The following is a 16,687-nucleotide window of genomic DNA, read 5'->3' as shown; positions in this document are numbered from 1 at the left end:
CGAATGACTGACTCATCACCACAGACCATCACTCTGCCTTTACCCGCTATTGAAGGGATGACCATCGCCTTTCATGGCGTGAACTATCTGCGCCCGGAAAAAATGCTCGACTTCGCGACCATCAGCCAGACCCCCGTGCGGGCGGTCACGCCGCTGGCGCTGCTCTATTCCACCGTCGGCGTGCTGCGCCAGGTGGAACTGCGCAAACTGCCCGTCTACATCAGCGGCCGGGTGGTGTACCCCATTTCGTCGCTGACCATGCCGGGCCTGCGCGCGAAACTGATCATTAACGCCACTTCGCAGCGGTTGAAATTTCTCGAGAGCCTCATCGCCAGTTCACCGTCTGACAATGTCCATGGCATGCAGATCCTCGGCCTGGCCCTGACCTTCACTGTCGAACAACCCGCCTGAACCGAGGCAGGCTGTACAGCCTGCGCCTCAGCGCTTATGCTGGCGTTTTCCGGTTAACAGGGCTGAACATGGATCCGCACGACACATTCCCCCAACGCGTCTGGCATATCGTGGCGTCGATACCGGAAGGCTATGTCGCCACCTACGGCGATGTCGCCCGCCTGGCCGGTTCACCGCGCGCCGCGCGCCAGGTAGGTGGCGTACTGAAGCGCCTGCCGGAAGGGTCAACCCTGCCCTGGCATCGGGTGGTCAATCGCCATGGCGATATCTCCCTCACCGGGCCCGATCTTCAGCGACAGCGCCAGGCGTTGCTGGCCGAAGGGGTTCAGGTCTCCGGCAGCGGCCATATCGATCTCCAGCATTATCGCTGGGTTTACTGAAGACAAAAAAAAGCCCCCGTCAGGGGGCTCGGCGAGCTTATTGCGCAACGGGGACGGCGGTCTGCGTGACCGGAACCAGCGTCAGGTCGGTATGCGTCCCCCCCTGGTTTATCACCGTCTGCACGGTATCGGTAATGAACATTAGCTGGCCGTTCACCGCGATCGCGGCACTCAGCAGAATACGGGCGTTCGGCTGAATGTCTGCCGGATTGTAAGGCAGGGCAAAGTTAAATGGCGCCTGTTTGCCTTCGGTACGCACCGCTTTTTGCGACAACACGCGGGCTGGCGCATCTGCCAGAGAAGCATCCGACAGGGTCACCGTCAGTACCGCATCCGGCGGTAAAGCGATTCTCTGGCGGATATTAATCGTCCCCGTAACGCTCGGCTGCTGCTGTGCCACGCTCAGCGTCGCGATGCCATAAGGGTCGGGCGCGGCTGCCTGAGTCGAAGAACTGGTAGAGTGGTGATTAGCACAGGCGGTTAGCGTCGCGGCGACGGCTAAGGCACTAAACATATAGGCAAATTTCATGATGTTCTCCTTATCATCCCTTAATACCCAGGAGGATGTTCCGCCGCTTCGCCGGCAGGAACTTTCGTGTCGTCAATAAGTGTGGCACAGATCTCAGATTTGTTCCTGTTGCCCCCTCGTTATTCAGATTATTACACCCATCGGACCACTTGCGATTCCAGGTTATACTTTGCCACATCACGCGCACCGCGCTGCGCCGCTATCATTAATTGAGGATAAGTATGAGTCAGGCACTCTCTAACCTGCTGGCATTATTAGATCTGGAAAAAATTGAGGAAGGGTTATTCCGCGGACAGAGCGAAGACCTGGGATTGCGCCAGGTTTTTGGCGGCCAGGTGGTGGGCCAGGCGCTGTATGCGGCAAAAGAGACCGTGCCCGTTGAACGTCTGGTACATTCGTTTCACAGCTACTTTCTGCGCCCCGGCGACAGCCAGAAACCGATCGTCTACGATGTGGAAGTACTGCGCGACGGCAACAGCTTTAGCGCCCGGCGAGTGGCCGCCATTCAGAACGGGAAGCCGATCTTCTATATGACCGCCTCATTCCAGGCGCCAGAGCACGGCTATGAGCATCAGAAAGCGATGCCGCCGGCCCCCTCTCCTGACGGCCTGCACTCGGAAACCGATATCGCCCGCAAGCTGGCACACCTTCTGCCGCCGCAGGTAAAAGATAAATTCCTCTGTGATAAACCGCTGGAGATCCGCCCGGTCGAATTTCATAACCCGATGAAAGGCCATATTGCTGAACCGGTGCGCCAGGTGTGGCTGCGCGCCAATGGCGCTGTTCCCGACGATCTGCGCATTCATCAATATCTGCTGGGCTATGCCTCGGACTTTAATTTCCTGCCGGTGGCGCTGCAGCCGCACGGCGTCGGCTTCCTTGAGCCTGGCATGCAGGTCGCCACTATCGACCACTCAATGTGGTTCCACCGGCCGTTTAATATCAATGAATGGCTGTTATACAGCGTTGAAAGCACCTCGGCCTCCAGCGCCCGTGGCTTCGTCCGCGGCGAGTTCTACACTCAGGATGGAACGCTGGTGGCTTCAACGGTCCAGGAAGGGGTGATGCGTAACCGCAACGCATAAAAAAAGCCTCCCTGACGGGAGGCTTTTTGCTACAGGGAGAAGGGTTTTCTATCAGGCGTTGTAGGCGTTTTCGCCATGGCTGTTGACGTCCAGTCCTTCGCGCTCCTGCTCTTCTGGTACGCGCAGCCCCACGGTCATGTCCGCCACTTTGTAGCCAATGAAAGCGACAACGCCCGACCAGACGATGGTAATCGCGATACTCTCGAGTTGCACCAGCAGCTGATGGCCCATGGTGACGCCTTCTGCATAACCCACGCCGCCCAGAGAGGTGGCCGCGAAGATACCGGTCAGGATACAGCCGACGATGCCGCAGACGCCGTGGACGCCGAAGACGTCGCAAGGGTCATCAACCCGCAGCCAGCGTTTCAGCGCCGTTACGCCCCAGATGCCCGCCAGACCAGATGCGATACCCACAATCAACGCCCCACCGACACCGATATACCCACAGGCTGGTGTGACGCCAACCAGACCGGCAATCGCCCCGGAGCAGGCGCCCAGCAGTGAAGGTTTACCGCGCAGAGCCCATTCGCCAAAGGTCCACGCCAGGATGGCAGCCGCTGTGGCGACGACGGTGTTGACGAAAGCCAGTGCGGCAATTTCGTTCGCTGCGCTGGCGGAGCCGGCGTTGAAGCCGAACCAGCCCACGTAGAGGATGGCGGTTCCGGTGAACACCATCGGCAGATTGTGCGGTTTGAACGCTTCTTTGCCGAAGCCCACACGTTTGCCCATCATGTACGCACCCACCAGCCCGGCAACCGCGGCGTTGATGTGTACAACGGTGCCGCCCGCGAAGTCCAGCGCGCCGTGGGTCGCCAGCAGACCGCCGCCCCAGACCATGTGCGCAATCGGAACATAAGAGAGCGTCATCCACACCACCACGAAAATCAGCACGGCGGAGAAGCGAATACGCTCAGCCAGCGCCCCCACGATCAGCCCGACGGTGATACAGGCGAACGATCCCTGGAAGGCCACGTGGATGTACTGATAGAAGGTGCCCATTAGCGCTTTCAGTTCAATATTTTTCAGCATCACCCAGTCAAAGCTACCGAAGAAACTGCCGCCGGTGCCGAAGGCCAGGGTATAGCCATAAATCACCCACAATACGCAGACCAGGCCAAAGGTCACAATTACCTGAGTCAGCATGGAAAGGACGTTTTTGCCGCGGATCAGGCCGCCGTAAAACAGCGCGATCCCCGGGATGGTCATAAACAGAACCAGCGCGGTGCAAATCATCATAAACGCGTTATCGGCTTTGTCCGCCACTGCGGGCGCGGCCATTGCCAGTCCCGGAAGAAGGGCTAATGCCCCCAGACCCGATTTCATTGTTGCCATTTTCATTGTTTCGTTCCCCATCACTGTGTGGTCTGGAAATTACAGTGCCGCTTCGTCAGCTTCGCCGGTACGGATGCGAATGACGCGCTGCAATTCAGCGACAAAAATTTTGCCGTCGCCAATTTTTCCGGTGTAAGCCGCTTTGCTGATCACATCGATGACTTCATCCAGCTGATCGTCGGCAATCGCCACATCAATCTTCACTTTTGGCAGAAAGTTGACGCTATACTCGGCGCCGCGGTAGAGCTCCGCATGACCTTTCTGACGGCCAAAGCCCTTGACTTCAGTGACCGTCAGGCCCTGAATGCCGATGGAAGACAAGGCTTCACGCACGTCTTCCAGTTTGAATGGTTTGATTACCACGGTAACCAGCTTCATAAGTCCCCTCCAGGCAGTATTCGGTAATGGCCGCAGCTAACACGATGGATATAAAGCAAGGGCTATGCCAGAAATGAAAAAAGGCCGCAGAGCGGCCCTTTGATGGTAAAAAACAGGGGACAGGTCAGACAATTGCCTGCTGAAACGCGTTTGCAGCGCAAAAATGCACCACAACAGTGCATTTAATGTAACGTTTTTGCACCACGGCAGGCCACGCTTTCTTCGCTGCCTGCTGGTGGTGCATCAGGCGCTGAGCGACTCTTCCCGGGCGCTGGCCGCCAGCTCTTCGCCAGCCAGCTGCAGCTGATACATCTGCCAGTAACGACCCTTCGCCGCCAGCAGCTGCTGATGGGTGCCCCGCTCGACAGCCTGACCGCGATGCAGCACCAGGATGGTATCGGCCTCAACGATGGTTGACAGTCGATGGGCGATAACCACGAGGGTGGTATGCTGGCGGACTTTCGCCAGCGCCTGCTGGATCGCCTGCTCGGTGCCGGAGTCGATGTTTGCCGTCGCCTCATCCAGAATCAATACCTGCGGGGTCTCCACCAGCACGCGCGCCAGCGCCAACAGCTGTTTCTGCCCAACGGAGAGGTTATTGCCCTGCTCGCCCAGCTGAGTGTACAGGCCATCGCTCATGCTGCGCGCCACCTCCGCCAGTTGCACCGCCTCCAGCGCTTCCCAGACCTGCGTCTCACTGATATCCCGACCCAGCGCGACGTTGGCGTAGAAGGTATCCGCCAGCACCACCGGATCCTGTTGCACCATCGCGATGCCCCGACGCAACGCGCTGTGGCTGAGGGAAGCAAGCGGCCGGCCATCGATGCGGATCTCCCCGAGGGTTAACGGGTAATAGCCCATCATCAGACTCGCGAGAGTACTCTTCCCGCTGCCGGTATGCCCGACCAGCGCCACGAAGCTGCGGGAGGGAATATCCAGACTGATATCCTGCAGGACCAGTCGATCCCCCCGGTAGGCAAAGGAGAGATGGTCAATTTCCACCCGGCCGCTGCTCAGCGGCGCGTCATCCGAGCCCCACGCCTGGCGCGGGCGATCCATCAGCTCAAAAACGCGTTCGCCGGCGACCACCGCCTGCTGCAGCATCGACTGCTGGGTGGTCAGCTCAATAAGCGGCTCGTTAAGGCGTCCGAGATAGCTGATAAACGCGTACAGGACCCCGACCTCGATCGTGCCCACCGCGCTAAAGCCAAACAGCATCAGCAGCCCGCACAGCACCAGCGAGGAAAAAAGGCTCAGCAGCGGGCGCAGCAGAAAACCGTCGAGGCGCAACGTCTGCATCCGCGCCAGATAGTGGGCATAGCTGGCCTCGCGCATCCGTTCGCCAAAGCGCGCCTGCTGGCGGAACTGCTGGATCACCCCCATGCCGTTGATCACTTCGTTGAAACCATCGTTGATATCAGCAAGCCAGGCGCGCACCCGGCGCACGATCGGCGTGCTATAGCGCTGATAGATGATCATCACGATCAGCACCGCCGGGAAGATCGCGATCGCCACCAGCGCCATCCGCCAGTCGAGGCTAAACATCGCCACCAGCATCGCGCCGATCAGCGCCGCGCTGCGCAGCACCGTCGCCACCACCGTCACGTACAGATCGCGAATGACTTCCGTATCGTTGGTCACCCGCGAGATAAGCTGCCCAACCGGCTGGGTATCAAACTCGCTGAGCGGCTGATGCAGGGCGGCATCCATTACATCGCTGCGCAACTGCTGGACGACGCCGACCGCGGCGCGGTTAAACAGCAGCGACTGGTTATAGTGCAGTAATGCCGCCAGCAGCTGCAGGCCGATATAGGCTACCGCCAGGCCTGCCACCAGCTTCAGCGGGAGCGTATGCTTCGCCACCATATTATCGATGAAATAGCTGATGAGCAGCGGGCCGCTCACTTCCGCCGCCGCCGCGATCCACATCATCCCCACCGCAATGGCCAGCGGCTTACGCCAGGGATAACCATAGGCCAGCAGGCGTTTAAGCGTCGGCCAGAGTTCGGTAAAGCTACGCATCCAGGGCCTCCTCTTGCGCCTGCGGAACCTCGTCAAGCGCGGCTTCCAGCTGCTGGTAACGATACATGTCGCGGTACCAGCCTGGCTGCACGGCCAGCGCCTCATGGCGGCCACGCTGGGCAATATGCCCATGCTGTAACACCAGAATTTCACTGGCCTCGGTCAGCGCCGACAGCCGGTGGGCGCTGATAATCACCGTCCGCCCCTCCCCCCACTGGCGCAGGTTGTGCAGGATCTGGTGCTCCGTACGGCCATCTACCGCCGACAAAGCATCATCAAGGATCAAAATTTCAGCCTCCAGCAGCAGAGCGCGGGCAATCGAGATGCGTTGTTTCTGGCCGCCGGAGAGCATCACGCCGCGCTCGCCCACCTCGGTATCGTACCCCTGGGGCAGGCGCAGAATGTCGTCATGCACGCTGGCCAGCCGTGCCACGCGTTCAATCTGCGCCGGTGTCGCATCCGGTTTGCCCAGCGCGATATTATTGGCGACGGTGTCAGAGAATAAAAATGGCGTCTGATTGACCACCGCCAGCCGGGCGCGCCAGCTGTCGAGCTGCAGACGCGGCAGCGGCAGATCGTGAAAGCGGATCTCGCCGCTGGTGACGTCAAAATGACGTTGCAGCAGCGCCAGAATGGTACTTTTACCGGCGCCCGTCGGCCCGCAGATACCCAGCATTTGCCCCGGCTGGAGGGTAAAATTAACCTGCTCCAGCGAAGGTTTACTCGCCTGCGGATAGATGAAGTTGCGGATGGCAACCTGCAGGACACCGCGGCCTGCCGGCACTGCTTCAGTACCGTCGTCCACCGCTGGCGCCTCTTCGAGCATCGTGCGGATACGGCCATAGGCCGCGCTACCGCGCTCAACAATGTTAAACATCCACGCCAGCGCCAGCATCGGCCAGATCATCAGGCCAAGATACATCACAAAGCTGGTCAGCTGGCCCAGCGTCAGGCTGCCGTGGATCACCATCCAGCTGCCGCCGCCGATAGCCAGCAGGTTAGCGGCCCCAATGGCGATATAGATGGTGGGGTCGAAACGCGCGTCAATGCGTGCCACGCGCATATTTTTCGCGCCGGTATCGGCGGCATCGGCGGCAAACTGCGCCGACTGGCGATCCTCCAGCCCAAAAGCCTTAATCATGCGGATGCTGGTCAGGCTCTCCTGTGTGCGATCGTTAAGGCTGGAAAAGGCCGCCTGGGCCACGCGAAAACGTTCGTGAAGCGCATCGCCGTTGCGTTTAATCGCCAGCGCCATCAGCGGCATCGGCAACAGCGCCAGCAGGGTGAGCTGCCAGCTAATCTGCGTCGACATCACAATCAATACCGCACAGCCCATCACCATCGAATCCACCAGGGTTAACACCCCTTCACCGGCGGCAAATACCACCCGGTCAACATCGTTGGTGGCGCGGGCGATCAGATCGCCAGTGCGATGGCGCAAATAGAATGCCGGATGCTGGCGGCTCAGTTGCCGGTAAAAATCTTCCCGCAGTTCGACCGCCAGCTGGTAAGAGGCGCCGAACAGCAGCACGCGCCAGACATAGCGCAGCAGGTAGACCATTACCGCGACCAGCACCAGCGCGCCGATCCACATCCACACCTTCTCTGCGGTGTAATGTTGTTGCGTCACGCCGTCCACCACAATGCCCACCACCTTCGGCGGAATAAGCTGCAGGACGGCAATAATGGCCAGCAGGGCAATCGCGCCAAGATAGCGGCGCCACTCCCGGCGGAAGTACCAGCTGAGTTGAGCAAATAATCGCAAGCAGTAAAATCCTGATTTGTAATGGGTTACGGCGCAATACCGTTATTCGACAGGCAAGGCGGTGGTATATTTTATCTGTTCCATGGCAAAACTCGAAGTGACATCCGACAGCCCCGGCACGCTGTTCACTAAACGTTTATAAAAATCGTCATAGCGTTTCATATCGGCCACCTGCACCCGCAGCAGGTAATCATACTCTCCTGCCATCCGCCAGAAGCCGAGCACCTCCGCCATCTGCGTCACTTCGCTCACAAAATGGCCATACCAGTCGCTGCTGTGATGCTGAGTCTTGATCAGGACAAACGCCGTCAGGCCCAGCCCCACCTTTTCGGCATCCAGTAAGGCGACACGCCCGCGCAAAATACCTTCATCTTCGAGCCTTTTCAGGCGCTTCCAGCAGGGCGTGGTGGTCAGATTAACGGCATCGGCCAGCGCCTGCAAAGAGAGGGTGCAATCTTCCTGCAGCAGCGCCAGCAGCTTACGGTCAATTTTATCTAGCATAGGGCATCCGAAGAGAAAATTTTGCTCTCATAATGGTAATCCAAAGGCTAAATGGCAACAATTTTTCCTGCGCTTTCCGCTAAGCTAGGCACAAAATGACAAACAGGAAATCACGATGAATAGCGCCTGGGTTAAACATGCCATTAGCGAAATCAACGCCGACTATCAGCGCTCCGCCGACACGCACCTGATCCGTCTGGCGCTGCCCGCGTTTCCGGGCATCCACCTGTATCTGAAAGATGAAAGCACCCACCCTACCGGCAGCCTTAAACATCGCCTGGCGCGGTCGCTGTTTCTCTATGGCCTGTGCAACGGCTGGATCAAAGAAGGTACGCCGATTATTGAATCCTCCTCGGGTTCAACCGCCGTTTCGGAGGCCTACTTCGCCCGCCTGCTGGGGCTGCCGTTTATCGCCGTGATGCCTTCCTGCACCGCCAAACGTAAGATCGAACAGATCGAGTTTTACGGCGGACGCTGCCATTTTGTGCAGAGCGCCTGCGAAATCTACGATGCTTCCGAAACGCTGGCCCGCGAGCTGAACGGCCATTATATGGATCAATTCACCTTTGCCGAGCGGGCCACCGACTGGCGCGGCAATAACAATATCGCCGACAGTATTTTCCGTCAGATGAGCCATGAACCGCACCCGCAGCCGTCATGGATCGTCATGAGCGCCGGCACCGGCGGCACCTCGGCAACCATTGGCCGCTATATTCGCAGCCAGGGCCATGAGACGCAGCTGATGGTCGTTGATCCGCAGAATTCGGTCTTCCTCGAATACTGGCAGACCCGCGACGCCACCCTGCGCAGCCCGGTCGGCAGCAAAATTGAAGGCATCGGCCGCCCACGCGTCGAACCGTCATTTATTCCCGACGTCGTCGACGAGATGCTGCGCGTACCGGATGCGGCGAGCGTAGCCACCGCCCTGTGGCTGGAAACACAGCTTGGGCGCAAGGTCGGCGCTTCTACCGGCACCAATATGTGGGGCGTATTGCAGCTGGCCGCGCGGATGCGCGAGGAAGGGCGAACGGGTTCCATCGTCACGCTGTTGTGCGACAGCGGTGAGCGCTACCTGGAAACCTATTACAACCCGCAGTGGGTGGCCGCCAATATCGGCGATATCGCGCCCTGGCAGGCGGAGATCGCCGCGCTGGTCGGCAGGCGATAAAAAAAGCCAGATAGAAAACTATCTGGCTTGCCGGAAGGGTCTCTCTATTCGGGGGAATAAGGAAGATCAGGATTATCCAGCCAATGCGTTAAAAAGTGGGAGACCGCCTGATGCCGGCAGTCTCCGATAACCTGAAGATGCGGCAGCTCGGCTTTCAGCTGCGGCATCGCGTTGCCCATGATAAAACCCCGCCCAACGCTGCCCAGCATCTCGCGGTCATTCATCGCATCGCCAAACGCCATGCACTCCTGCAGGGTGAAGCCTAAGTGCTGGCTGAGCACCGCCAGCGCCGCACCTTTATTACACCCGACCGGCAGCACTTCAAGACAGTCCATCGCCGAGAAGCAGAGAAACGCGCGATCGCCCAGCGTCTCATTCAGTTGGATCCGCAGGCGGCGGAGATCGTCATGATCGCCGCAAAAACAGATCTTGGTGACATGCTGCGCCGACATGCGTTTCGGATCGCACAGTTGATAGTGAAAGCCGCTGAAGACATGCGCTTGCAACAATTCAGGCCTTGCCTGACCGGTGAACCAGCCGCCATCGTTAAACACATGCATGCTGGCCTGAGTATCCCATTTGCTGTGCAGCACCGCTTCCGCCGCCTCGGGAGCGAGATCCTGGCGATAAAGCTCCTCCCCTTCCAGCGAATGGATGCGCGTCCCGTTGCCGGTGATCAGAAATGCGTCCAGGGAAAATTCGCCAATCACATGGTGCATCTCCAGCACATGGCGACCGGTAGCGAACGTCAGGGTGATATTACGTTCCCGCAGCCGTTTCAGCGCGGTGAGCGTTTGCTCGCCGAGACGATGGTCCGGCATCAGCAGGGTGCCGTCCATATCAAATGCGGCCAGTTTTGCCATGGTGTATTCCCCGATGTGTGATGGGCTTCGCTTGTGTTGCAGTATCACCTGGGATATACGGAAGTAATAGTGAATAGATATTATTAATTGTTCCGGGTTTACAGCGGCCCGGTGGATGACGGCCCCCATGCGACTCTTACACCGTTTAAATCAATACCAGCGATTGTGGCAACCCTCAGCCGGGGCGCCGCAGCAGGTGACCGTCGGCGAACTGGCGGAGCGCTGTTTTTGTAGCGAACGCCACGTCCGCACTCTGCTGCGTCAGGCGCAGGAGGCGGGGTGGCTAAGCTGGCAGGCCAGCTCCGGGCGCGGCAAACGCGGACAGCTCTCATTTCACAAAACCCCGGAAAGTCTGCGCAACGAGATGATGGAGCAGGCGCTGAACAACGGTCAGCAGCAAAACGCGCTGGAGCTGGCGCAGCTGGCCCCGGTGGAGCTGAAAGCCCTGCTCCATCCCTTCCTCGGCGGTCAGTGGCAAAACAATACTCCGACGCTGCGTATTCCTTACTATCGCCCACTGGAGCCGCTGCGTCCTGGCTTTCTCCCCGGACGTGCCGAGCAGCATCTGGCCGGGCAGATCTATGCCGGGCTGACGCGCTTCGATGAAGGCGACAATATGCCGATCGGCGATCTGGCGCATCACTGGCAGGTCTCGCCGGACGGCCTGCGCTGGCATTTTTACATTCGCTCCACGCTGTACTGGCACAATGGCGATGCGGTGCAAACCGCACAGCTACGGCAGCGGTTACGGTTGCTGCTTGAGCTGCCCGCCTTACGGACCCTCTTCGCCAGCATCAGCCGTATCGATGTCACTCACGCCCAGTGTCTCACCATCACGCTGCATCGTCCTGACTACTGGCTGCCGTTCCGCCTGGCCAGCTACTGCAGCGTGCTGGCGCATCCCGACGATCCGGCCATCGGCTGCGGGCCATTCCGCCTGAAGCGGTTTAGTCCGGAACTCGTCCGCCTGGAGAACCATCCCCGGTATCACCTGCAGCATCCGCTGATCCAGGCGGTGGAATACTGGATCACTCCTCAGCTCTTTGACCGCGATCTCGGCACCAGCTGCCGCCACCCGGTGCAGATCACCATCGGCGATCGCGAAGAGCTCCACAATCTGCGCCAGGTCAGCAACCGTATCAGCCTTGGCTTCTGCTATCTGACCCTGCGCCACAGCCCGCGTCTTAGTAAAACGCAGGCCCAGCGGCTGGTGTCGATAATCCATCACTCGTCGCTGCTGGAAACACTGCCGCTGGAGGAGGATCTGATTACGCCAAGCCATGAGGTGCTGCCGGGATGGTCCATCCCGCAGGGACCGGAAAACAACGCGGTGCCGCTGCCGGCCAGGCTCACTCTACTCTATCATCTGCCGGTCGAGCTTCATGCGATGGCCGAGCAACTGAGGCAACGGCTGGCTCTGCTGGGCTGCGAACTGACGATCATTTTTCATGACGCCAAAAACTGGGAAGGCTGTCAGCATCTGGGGCAGGCCGACCTGATGATGGGCGACCGACTGATCGGCGAAGCGCCGGAGTACGCCCTGGAGCAGTGGCTGCGCTGCGATATGCTGTGGCCTAATTTGCTGACCGGGGCGCAATATGCCCATCTGCAGGCGACATTAGACGCCGTGCAGTCTCAGCCCGACGCCCGCAGCCGCAACGATGCGCTGCGCAACGTGTTCAACAGTCTGATGGAAGACGCCATCATGACGCCGCTGTTCAAGTATAACTATCGGATCAGCGCGCCGCCGGGGGTTAATGGCCTGCGCCTCAACGCCCGGGGCTGGTTTGACTTCGCCAGCGCCTGGCTGCCGGCCTCGTTGACGTGAGAGAGCTGGTCGCCGCGCGCGTCTGGCGCTACCATAGCGCCTTTACTCATTTAGTCAGGAATTGCCATGAAACGCGCCGTAGTTGTCTTCAGCGGAGGACAAGATTCAACCACCTGTCTGGTGCAGGCTCTGCAACAGTATGATGAAGTGCATTGCGTCACTTTTGATTATGGCCAACGCCACCGCGCGGAAATCGACGTTGCGCGCGAACTCGCCCTGAAACTGGGCGCCGTCGCGCATAAAGTGCTGGACGTCACTCTGCTCAACGAACTGGCAGTCAGCAGCCTGACCCGCGATAACATTCCGGTACCGGACTATCAGCCTGATGCCGAAGGCATTCCCAACACCTTTGTCCCCGGGCGCAATATTCTGTTTTTAACCCTGACGGCAATCTACGCCTATCAGGTGAAAGCCGAAGCCATCATCACCGGCGTGTGCGAGACCGACTTCTCCGGCTACCCGGACTGTCGCGATGAGTTTGTCAAAGCGCTGCACCACGCCGTCAGCCTTGGGATGGCGAAAGACATTCGCTTTGAGACGCCGCTGATGTGGCTGAATAAAGCCGAGACCTGGGCGCTTGCCGACTTCTGGGGTCAGCTGGATCTGGTGCGCCAGGAAACCCTCACCTGCTACAATGGCATTAAGGGCGATGGCTGCGGCCAGTGCGCCGCCTGTAACCTGCGCGCAAACGGACTCAACCAGTATCTGGGGGACAAGGTCGGCGTAATGGCGGTGATGAAGCAAAAAACCGGGCTGGCACAGGCATAGCCTCCGGGGAGCGATTTACCGGAGCTTTGACTCAAATTCCCCGGTAGCGCGACGCTTACCGGGGCTACGGGTTCATCACCTGCCGTGGGCCCGTCACTCGCACGTCGGTTGTCAGCGCAAGTTCATCTGGTCAAGTTTCTCACGCAACTCCCCTTCCAGCGGCAGCGCCTTCTGGGTTTTCAAATCGATACAGACGAAGGTAATCAGCGCATCGGCCACCACTTCGCCATTGGGGTTGAGGGTGACCACCTGACTAAGGGTGCCGCTTTTGCCGTTGAGTTGCTCCAGTTTGCTGCTCACTGTCAGCACATCGCCCAGCACCGCCGGACGACGGTAGTTAATATTGATATTCACCACCACGAAGGCGATGTTTTTCTCCATCATCCACTGAAACGCGGGGCTGTTTTCCAGGCCGTCCCAGCGGGCTTCCTCAAGGAACTCCAGGTAACGTGCGTTGTTCACATGCTGGTAGACGTCCAGATGATAGCCGCGAACTTTAATTTGTGTCTGCATAGCACTAATGCCTTTCTGTTATTGTTGTTTATGAGGTAAGAGGTCACACCACTTGATGCAACCTCTTTATCCTGGCAAAAAATCACCGCTGTGCAAGGTCTGGCATAAAATTTACAGCGTCAGATGGGCTAAATTGCGCTCCACCAACGCGCTCCCCATTCCCGGGACCTGCTTCAGATCATCGAGGGTTTTGAACGGCCCGTACTCTTCGCGGTAGCTGACAATGGCCTGGGCTTTTTTCAACCCTACGCCATTCAACGCCTGCGCCAGCTGTTCGGCGCTGGCGTGGTTAATGCTGACTTTTGTCGCCCCGTTGTCGGTGTCGCCGGGCACCGCTTCCGCCTTCGCCGAAGCGGTCGCCTGCACATTTTCTTTATTCACTACCGCTTTACCGCTGGCGGGTGCCACCTGCGCCCCCTGTACCCCTACCGCGAAAACCAGAACGCCCGCGGCCATCAGTGTTTTTATTCCATATTTCATGCTGATATCTCCTTGTGTGTAGACAGCAAGGTTACGATAGCGTCAGTGCGGATGGCCGACAAAAGGCAAATCACAGAAATGGAAAGGGCCGCGAAAGCGGCCCTTGAGGATTACATCATGTTGCTCATTTTTGCGAGACGACGCGAAATTACTGCTGCTGGTCGATGCTGTCACCCAGCTTAATTTTCGCCGCCTTGCGCAGGTTGCTCATCAGCGCTTCGAAAGCGATTTGGGCGTTGTTCTGGGTAATCCCCTGAACCATGGCCTTCTTCTGCTCTTCCGGCATGTTGCCTGCTTTCACTTCATCCAGCGCCACCAGCACCACATCGCCTTGCATATTGCTGCCAACGCCGTAGACCGGTTTGCCCTGCTGCGGCAGCGGCAGAGTGAATGCCAGCTGGCTCAGCGGATCCTGGCCGGTACGGGAAAGCGTCTGCGGCGCGCCAAAGCTCAGGCCAGCCGCCTTCATCGCTTCATCGCCTTTGCCGTCTTTCAGCGCCGCCAGCAGCTTGTCGGCGTCCAGTTTCGCCTGCTGTTCCGCTTTATTGTGCTTAACGATATCGCTAACCTGCGCCTTCACTTCAGCCAGCGGCTTCACCGCCTCGGCTTTGTGCTCGCTGATGCGCAGAACAAATGCGCGATCGCCGTCAACGGTAATGATGTCGGAGTTGCTGCCTGGCGCGCCGTTCTCACCCACCAGACCGCCGTTGAAGATAGCGTCAGCGACCGGTTTAAAGTTCAGCTCTTCCGGCAGGTTATCGCGGCCAAACCAGCCGGTTTCCACCACCTTCAGTCCGGCGACCTGCGCCGCGCCCGCCAACGACTCATTATCGTTGCTGGCCGCATCGCTCACCTTCTGCTGCAGCGCGTAGTAAGCATCCAGCGCTTTTTCCTGCTTCACTTTCGCCGCAATGTCATTACGCACGTCAGCCAGCGGCTTCACCTGCGCCGGCTGGACGTCGTCCAGACGGGCCACCAGGAAGCCAACCGAGGATTTGATCACGCCAGACAGCTGGCCTTTCTCTTTCAGCCCGGCATCTTTCAGCTCTGGCACCGTAGAGGCCTCTTCCATCCACCCCATATCGCCGCCGTTGCGGGCAGAGATAATATCGGTCGATTTTTCTTTCGCCAGCGTGGCGAAATCTGCCCCTTTTTGCAGCTCGGCCAGCACCGCTTTCGCATCGGCTTCCGTTTTGGTCTGAATCACGCTGTAGCGGTTGCGCTGCGGCTGAGTGAACTGATCCTTATGCTGGTCGTACCATGACTGAATCTCTTCGTCAGAGGCGCTCTCCTGCATGCTGGCGGCATCCATTTTGATATAGCTGACGCGGAACTGCTCCGGCGCCATAAAACGGGCCTGATTCTGCTGCCAGAAAGCGTTGATTTCCTCATCGCTGGCCGTCTGTTTTGCCGCCAGGGCATTCACGTTGATGGTCGCTTCGCGGACGACACGCTGCTGAGACACCAGCGCCGCCAGCTGATCGGACTCACCCGGCAGCATGAAGTCGGTACCCGCAATGGCGTTAATCAGCTGTTGGGTGGTCAGCTGGTTACGCAGCGCCTGAGCGTACTGATCGGTGGTCATCCCCATCTGGGCGACAATACCGCTGAAACGCTGGTTGTCGAACTTACCGTTCGTCTGGAAAGCCTGGGTCTGGAAGATCGCCTGCTTCACCTGCTCATCGCTGATGCTGAGGCCCAGCTCGCGGGCATACTGATCCAGAAGCGATTCATCGATCAGGCGGTTCAGCACCTGCTGGCGCATGGTTTTCATGTAGTTTTCGTTCGCCGCCAGCTCGGAGAACTGGTCGCCAAGCTGCTGCTGCATACGGTTACGTTCGCTGGCGACGGCATTTTCAAACTGCCCACGACCAATCTCCTGGCCATTCACTTTTGCGGCATAGTTTTTGCCACCGCCAATCAGGTAACCACTCACCCCGGTCAAAATGAACGAGACGATAATGATACCGAAAATAATCTTGAGCACGACGCTGTTGGCGGCCGTGCGTAGGTTGTCCATCATGGTGTAACAACGCTCCGCTGTAGATGACTTTAGCTCGCGCAGCATAGCACGTGATGGCCGCCGCGCGTGAGGACGTATTTTGACAAGAAAACAGGGTGATTGTCAGCCCACAAGTGGCGATAAACACACATAAAGTGGTCTGAAAAGGCAATAAAAAAGGCACATCTCACGATGCGCCCTTGTACTTCGTCACATTCCCTGACGGGAAAGCCGATCAGTTCACCGCGTCTTTCAGCGCTTTACCAGCACGGAAGCCCGGCACTTTTGCGGCAGCGATAGTAATTTCTTTACCTGTTTGTGGGTTGCGACCAGTACGGGCGGCACGTTCTTTAACAGCAAAGGTACCAAAACCTACCAGCGCAACGTCATCCCCAGCCTGCAGAGATTCAGTAACAGAAGCGATTAAAGCATCTAACGCACGTCCAGCTGCAGCTTTAGAAATGTCCGCACCCGCAGCAATTTTGTCAATCAGTTGAGATTTATTCACTGTTCTCTTCCTCTCTTTATAATTTATATCGCACCTGAGTCCTTCATAGTGCGACCGCGCAGCAGTTATATCAGGACTGTCATGCCCTTACAACAGCAGTTGTCGATGACCCCCCTGCCAGCGATCTAAGTTAGCTACACAAAAAAAGGCTGGC

Annotated in this window: 17 protein-coding genes; 6 read left to right on the top strand and 11 right to left on the bottom strand. The window is 58.4% G+C overall.

Annotation, left to right across the window (positions count from 1 at the left end):
- Positions 1-3: 3 nt before the first annotated feature.
- Positions 4-411, top strand: coding sequence for a hypothetical protein (locus N438_RS14900; protein ID WP_008805417.1), 408 nt, complete (start codon positions 4-6; stop codon positions 409-411).
- Positions 412-479: 68 nt separating this feature from the next.
- Positions 480-791 carry an MGMT family protein gene (locus N438_RS14895; RefSeq protein WP_008805416.1) on the top strand — a complete coding sequence of 104 codons (312 nt, stop codon included), beginning with the start codon at positions 480-482 and terminating at the stop codon, positions 789-791.
- Positions 792-828: 37 nt separating this feature from the next.
- Here the strand turns inward: N438_RS14895 and N438_RS14890 are convergent, their stop codons facing one another.
- Complete coding sequence (locus tag N438_RS14890; RefSeq protein WP_116696355.1) at positions 829-1,320, bottom strand: YbaY family lipoprotein; 492 nt, start codon at positions 1,318-1,320, stop codon at positions 829-831.
- 221 nt (positions 1,321-1,541) lie between these two features.
- On the opposite strand from N438_RS14890, the gene tesB reads away from it, so the two are divergent.
- A complete protein-coding gene (gene tesB, locus N438_RS14885) occupies positions 1,542-2,405 on the top strand; it encodes an acyl-CoA thioesterase II (RefSeq protein ID WP_008805414.1) in 864 nt (287 codons plus the stop codon).
- Positions 2,406-2,456: 51 nt separating this feature from the next.
- Here the strand turns inward: tesB and amtB are convergent, their stop codons facing one another.
- The 5 genes from amtB to N438_RS14860 all read right to left on the bottom strand — a co-directional run bounded on the left by amtB (position 2,457) and on the right by N438_RS14860 (position 8,403).
- Positions 2,457-3,743, bottom strand: a complete 1,287-nt coding sequence (amtB, locus tag N438_RS14880) for an ammonium transporter AmtB (protein WP_012542680.1) — start codon at positions 3,741-3,743, stop codon at positions 2,457-2,459.
- 33 nt (positions 3,744-3,776) lie between these two features.
- Complete coding sequence (gene glnK / locus N438_RS14875) at positions 3,777-4,115, bottom strand: P-II family nitrogen regulator (RefSeq protein WP_002891893.1); 339 nt, start codon at positions 4,113-4,115, stop codon at positions 3,777-3,779.
- 243 nt (positions 4,116-4,358) lie between these two features.
- Positions 4,359-6,137 (bottom strand): SmdB family multidrug efflux ABC transporter permease/ATP-binding protein, encoded by a 1,779-nt coding sequence (locus N438_RS14870; protein WP_012968823.1) that lies wholly within the window; start codon positions 6,135-6,137, stop codon positions 4,359-4,361.
- Positions 6,130-7,902 (bottom strand): SmdA family multidrug ABC transporter permease/ATP-binding protein, encoded by a 1,773-nt coding sequence (locus tag N438_RS14865; protein ID WP_008805411.1) that lies wholly within the window; start codon positions 7,900-7,902, stop codon positions 6,130-6,132. The genes N438_RS14870 and N438_RS14865 overlap by 8 nt, the downstream gene beginning before the upstream one ends.
- A gap of 42 nt (positions 7,903-7,944) precedes the next feature.
- Positions 7,945-8,403, bottom strand: a complete 459-nt coding sequence (locus N438_RS14860) for an Lrp/AsnC family transcriptional regulator (RefSeq protein WP_008805409.1) — start codon at positions 8,401-8,403, stop codon at positions 7,945-7,947.
- A 115-nt stretch (positions 8,404-8,518) separates the two neighbouring features.
- On the opposite strand from N438_RS14860, the gene N438_RS14855 reads away from it, so the two are divergent.
- On the top strand, positions 8,519-9,571 hold the full coding sequence (locus N438_RS14855) for a PLP-dependent cysteine synthase family protein (RefSeq protein ID WP_008805410.1): 1,053 nt from the start codon (positions 8,519-8,521) through the stop codon (positions 9,569-9,571).
- 44 nt (positions 9,572-9,615) lie between these two features.
- Here N438_RS14855 and cof read toward each other — a convergent pair whose 3' ends face one another.
- On the bottom strand, positions 9,616-10,434 hold the full coding sequence (gene cof, locus N438_RS14850; RefSeq protein WP_012968825.1) for an HMP-PP phosphatase: 819 nt from the start codon (positions 10,432-10,434) through the stop codon (positions 9,616-9,618).
- Between the two features lie 127 nt (positions 10,435-10,561).
- Between cof and N438_RS14845 the strand changes: the two genes are divergently transcribed.
- Together N438_RS14845 and queC are read left to right on the top strand one after the other, a co-directional pair.
- Positions 10,562-12,262, top strand: coding sequence for an SgrR family transcriptional regulator (locus N438_RS14845; RefSeq protein WP_008805407.1), 1,701 nt, complete (start codon positions 10,562-10,564; stop codon positions 12,260-12,262).
- A 66-nt stretch (positions 12,263-12,328) separates the two neighbouring features.
- Complete coding sequence (gene queC / locus N438_RS14840) at positions 12,329-13,030, top strand: 7-cyano-7-deazaguanine synthase QueC (protein WP_008805406.1); 702 nt, start codon at positions 12,329-12,331, stop codon at positions 13,028-13,030.
- 111 nt (positions 13,031-13,141) lie between these two features.
- On the opposite strand, the gene N438_RS14835 is transcribed toward queC, so the two are convergent.
- From N438_RS14835 to hupB, 4 genes are all read right to left on the bottom strand, one after another.
- Positions 13,142-13,543 (bottom strand): YbgC/FadM family acyl-CoA thioesterase, encoded by a 402-nt coding sequence (locus tag N438_RS14835; protein ID WP_008805405.1) that lies wholly within the window; start codon positions 13,541-13,543, stop codon positions 13,142-13,144.
- A gap of 111 nt (positions 13,544-13,654) precedes the next feature.
- Positions 13,655-14,023, bottom strand: a complete 369-nt coding sequence (locus tag N438_RS14830; protein ID WP_012968826.1) for a helix-hairpin-helix domain-containing protein — start codon at positions 14,021-14,023, stop codon at positions 13,655-13,657.
- A gap of 148 nt (positions 14,024-14,171) precedes the next feature.
- Entirely contained in the window at positions 14,172-16,046 is a 1,875-nt protein-coding gene (gene ppiD / locus N438_RS14825) for a peptidylprolyl isomerase (protein ID WP_012968827.1), read from the bottom strand.
- A gap of 214 nt (positions 16,047-16,260) precedes the next feature.
- Positions 16,261-16,533 (bottom strand): nucleoid-associated protein HU-beta, encoded by a 273-nt coding sequence (hupB, locus tag N438_RS14820; RefSeq protein ID WP_002444653.1) that lies wholly within the window; start codon positions 16,531-16,533, stop codon positions 16,261-16,263.
- Positions 16,534-16,687: the final 154 nt, after the last annotated feature.

Origin of the sequence: Klebsiella sp. GL120222-02 (assembly GCF_003097195.1) — a bacterium.
Lineage (GTDB): Bacteria > Pseudomonadota > Gammaproteobacteria > Enterobacterales > Enterobacteriaceae > Klebsiella > Klebsiella variicola.
Note: the sequence above shows the minus strand (reverse complement) of the source record. Positions and strands in the feature narration are given on the sequence as shown.

Bases quoted from the DNA above. Each gene is read 5' to 3' on its own strand.
- N438_RS14830 (WP_012968826.1), bottom strand. From the start codon at position 14,023: ATGAAATATGGAATAAAAACACTGATGGCCGCGGGCGTTCTGGTTTTC.
- glnK (WP_002891893.1), bottom strand. From the start codon at position 4,115: ATGAAGCTGGTTACCGTGGTAATCAAACCATTCAAACTGGAAGACGTG.
- N438_RS14870 (WP_012968823.1), bottom strand. From the start codon at position 6,137: ATGCGTAGCTTTACCGAACTCTGGCCGACGCTTAAACGCCTGCTGGCC.
- N438_RS14900 (WP_008805417.1), top strand. From the start codon at position 4: ATGACTGACTCATCACCACAGACCATCACTCTGCCTTTACCCGCTATT.
- cof (WP_012968825.1), bottom strand. From the start codon at position 10,434: ATGGCAAAACTGGCCGCATTTGATATGGACGGCACCCTGCTGATGCCG.
- N438_RS14895 (WP_008805416.1), top strand. From the start codon at position 480: ATGGATCCGCACGACACATTCCCCCAACGCGTCTGGCATATCGTGGCG.
- tesB (WP_008805414.1), top strand. From the start codon at position 1,542: ATGAGTCAGGCACTCTCTAACCTGCTGGCATTATTAGATCTGGAAAAA.
- N438_RS14845 (WP_008805407.1), top strand. From the start codon at position 10,562: ATGCGACTCTTACACCGTTTAAATCAATACCAGCGATTGTGGCAACCC.
- N438_RS14835 (WP_008805405.1), bottom strand. From the start codon at position 13,543: ATGCAGACACAAATTAAAGTTCGCGGCTATCATCTGGACGTCTACCAG.
- queC (WP_008805406.1), top strand. From the start codon at position 12,329: ATGAAACGCGCCGTAGTTGTCTTCAGCGGAGGACAAGATTCAACCACC.
- ppiD (WP_012968827.1), bottom strand. From the start codon at position 16,046: ATGATGGACAACCTACGCACGGCCGCCAACAGCGTCGTGCTCAAGATT.
- amtB (WP_012542680.1), bottom strand. From the start codon at position 3,743: ATGAAAATGGCAACAATGAAATCGGGTCTGGGGGCATTAGCCCTTCTT.
- N438_RS14890 (WP_116696355.1), bottom strand. From the start codon at position 1,320: ATGAAATTTGCCTATATGTTTAGTGCCTTAGCCGTCGCCGCGACGCTA.
- N438_RS14860 (WP_008805409.1), bottom strand. From the start codon at position 8,403: ATGCTAGATAAAATTGACCGTAAGCTGCTGGCGCTGCTGCAGGAAGAT.
- N438_RS14855 (WP_008805410.1), top strand. From the start codon at position 8,519: ATGAATAGCGCCTGGGTTAAACATGCCATTAGCGAAATCAACGCCGAC.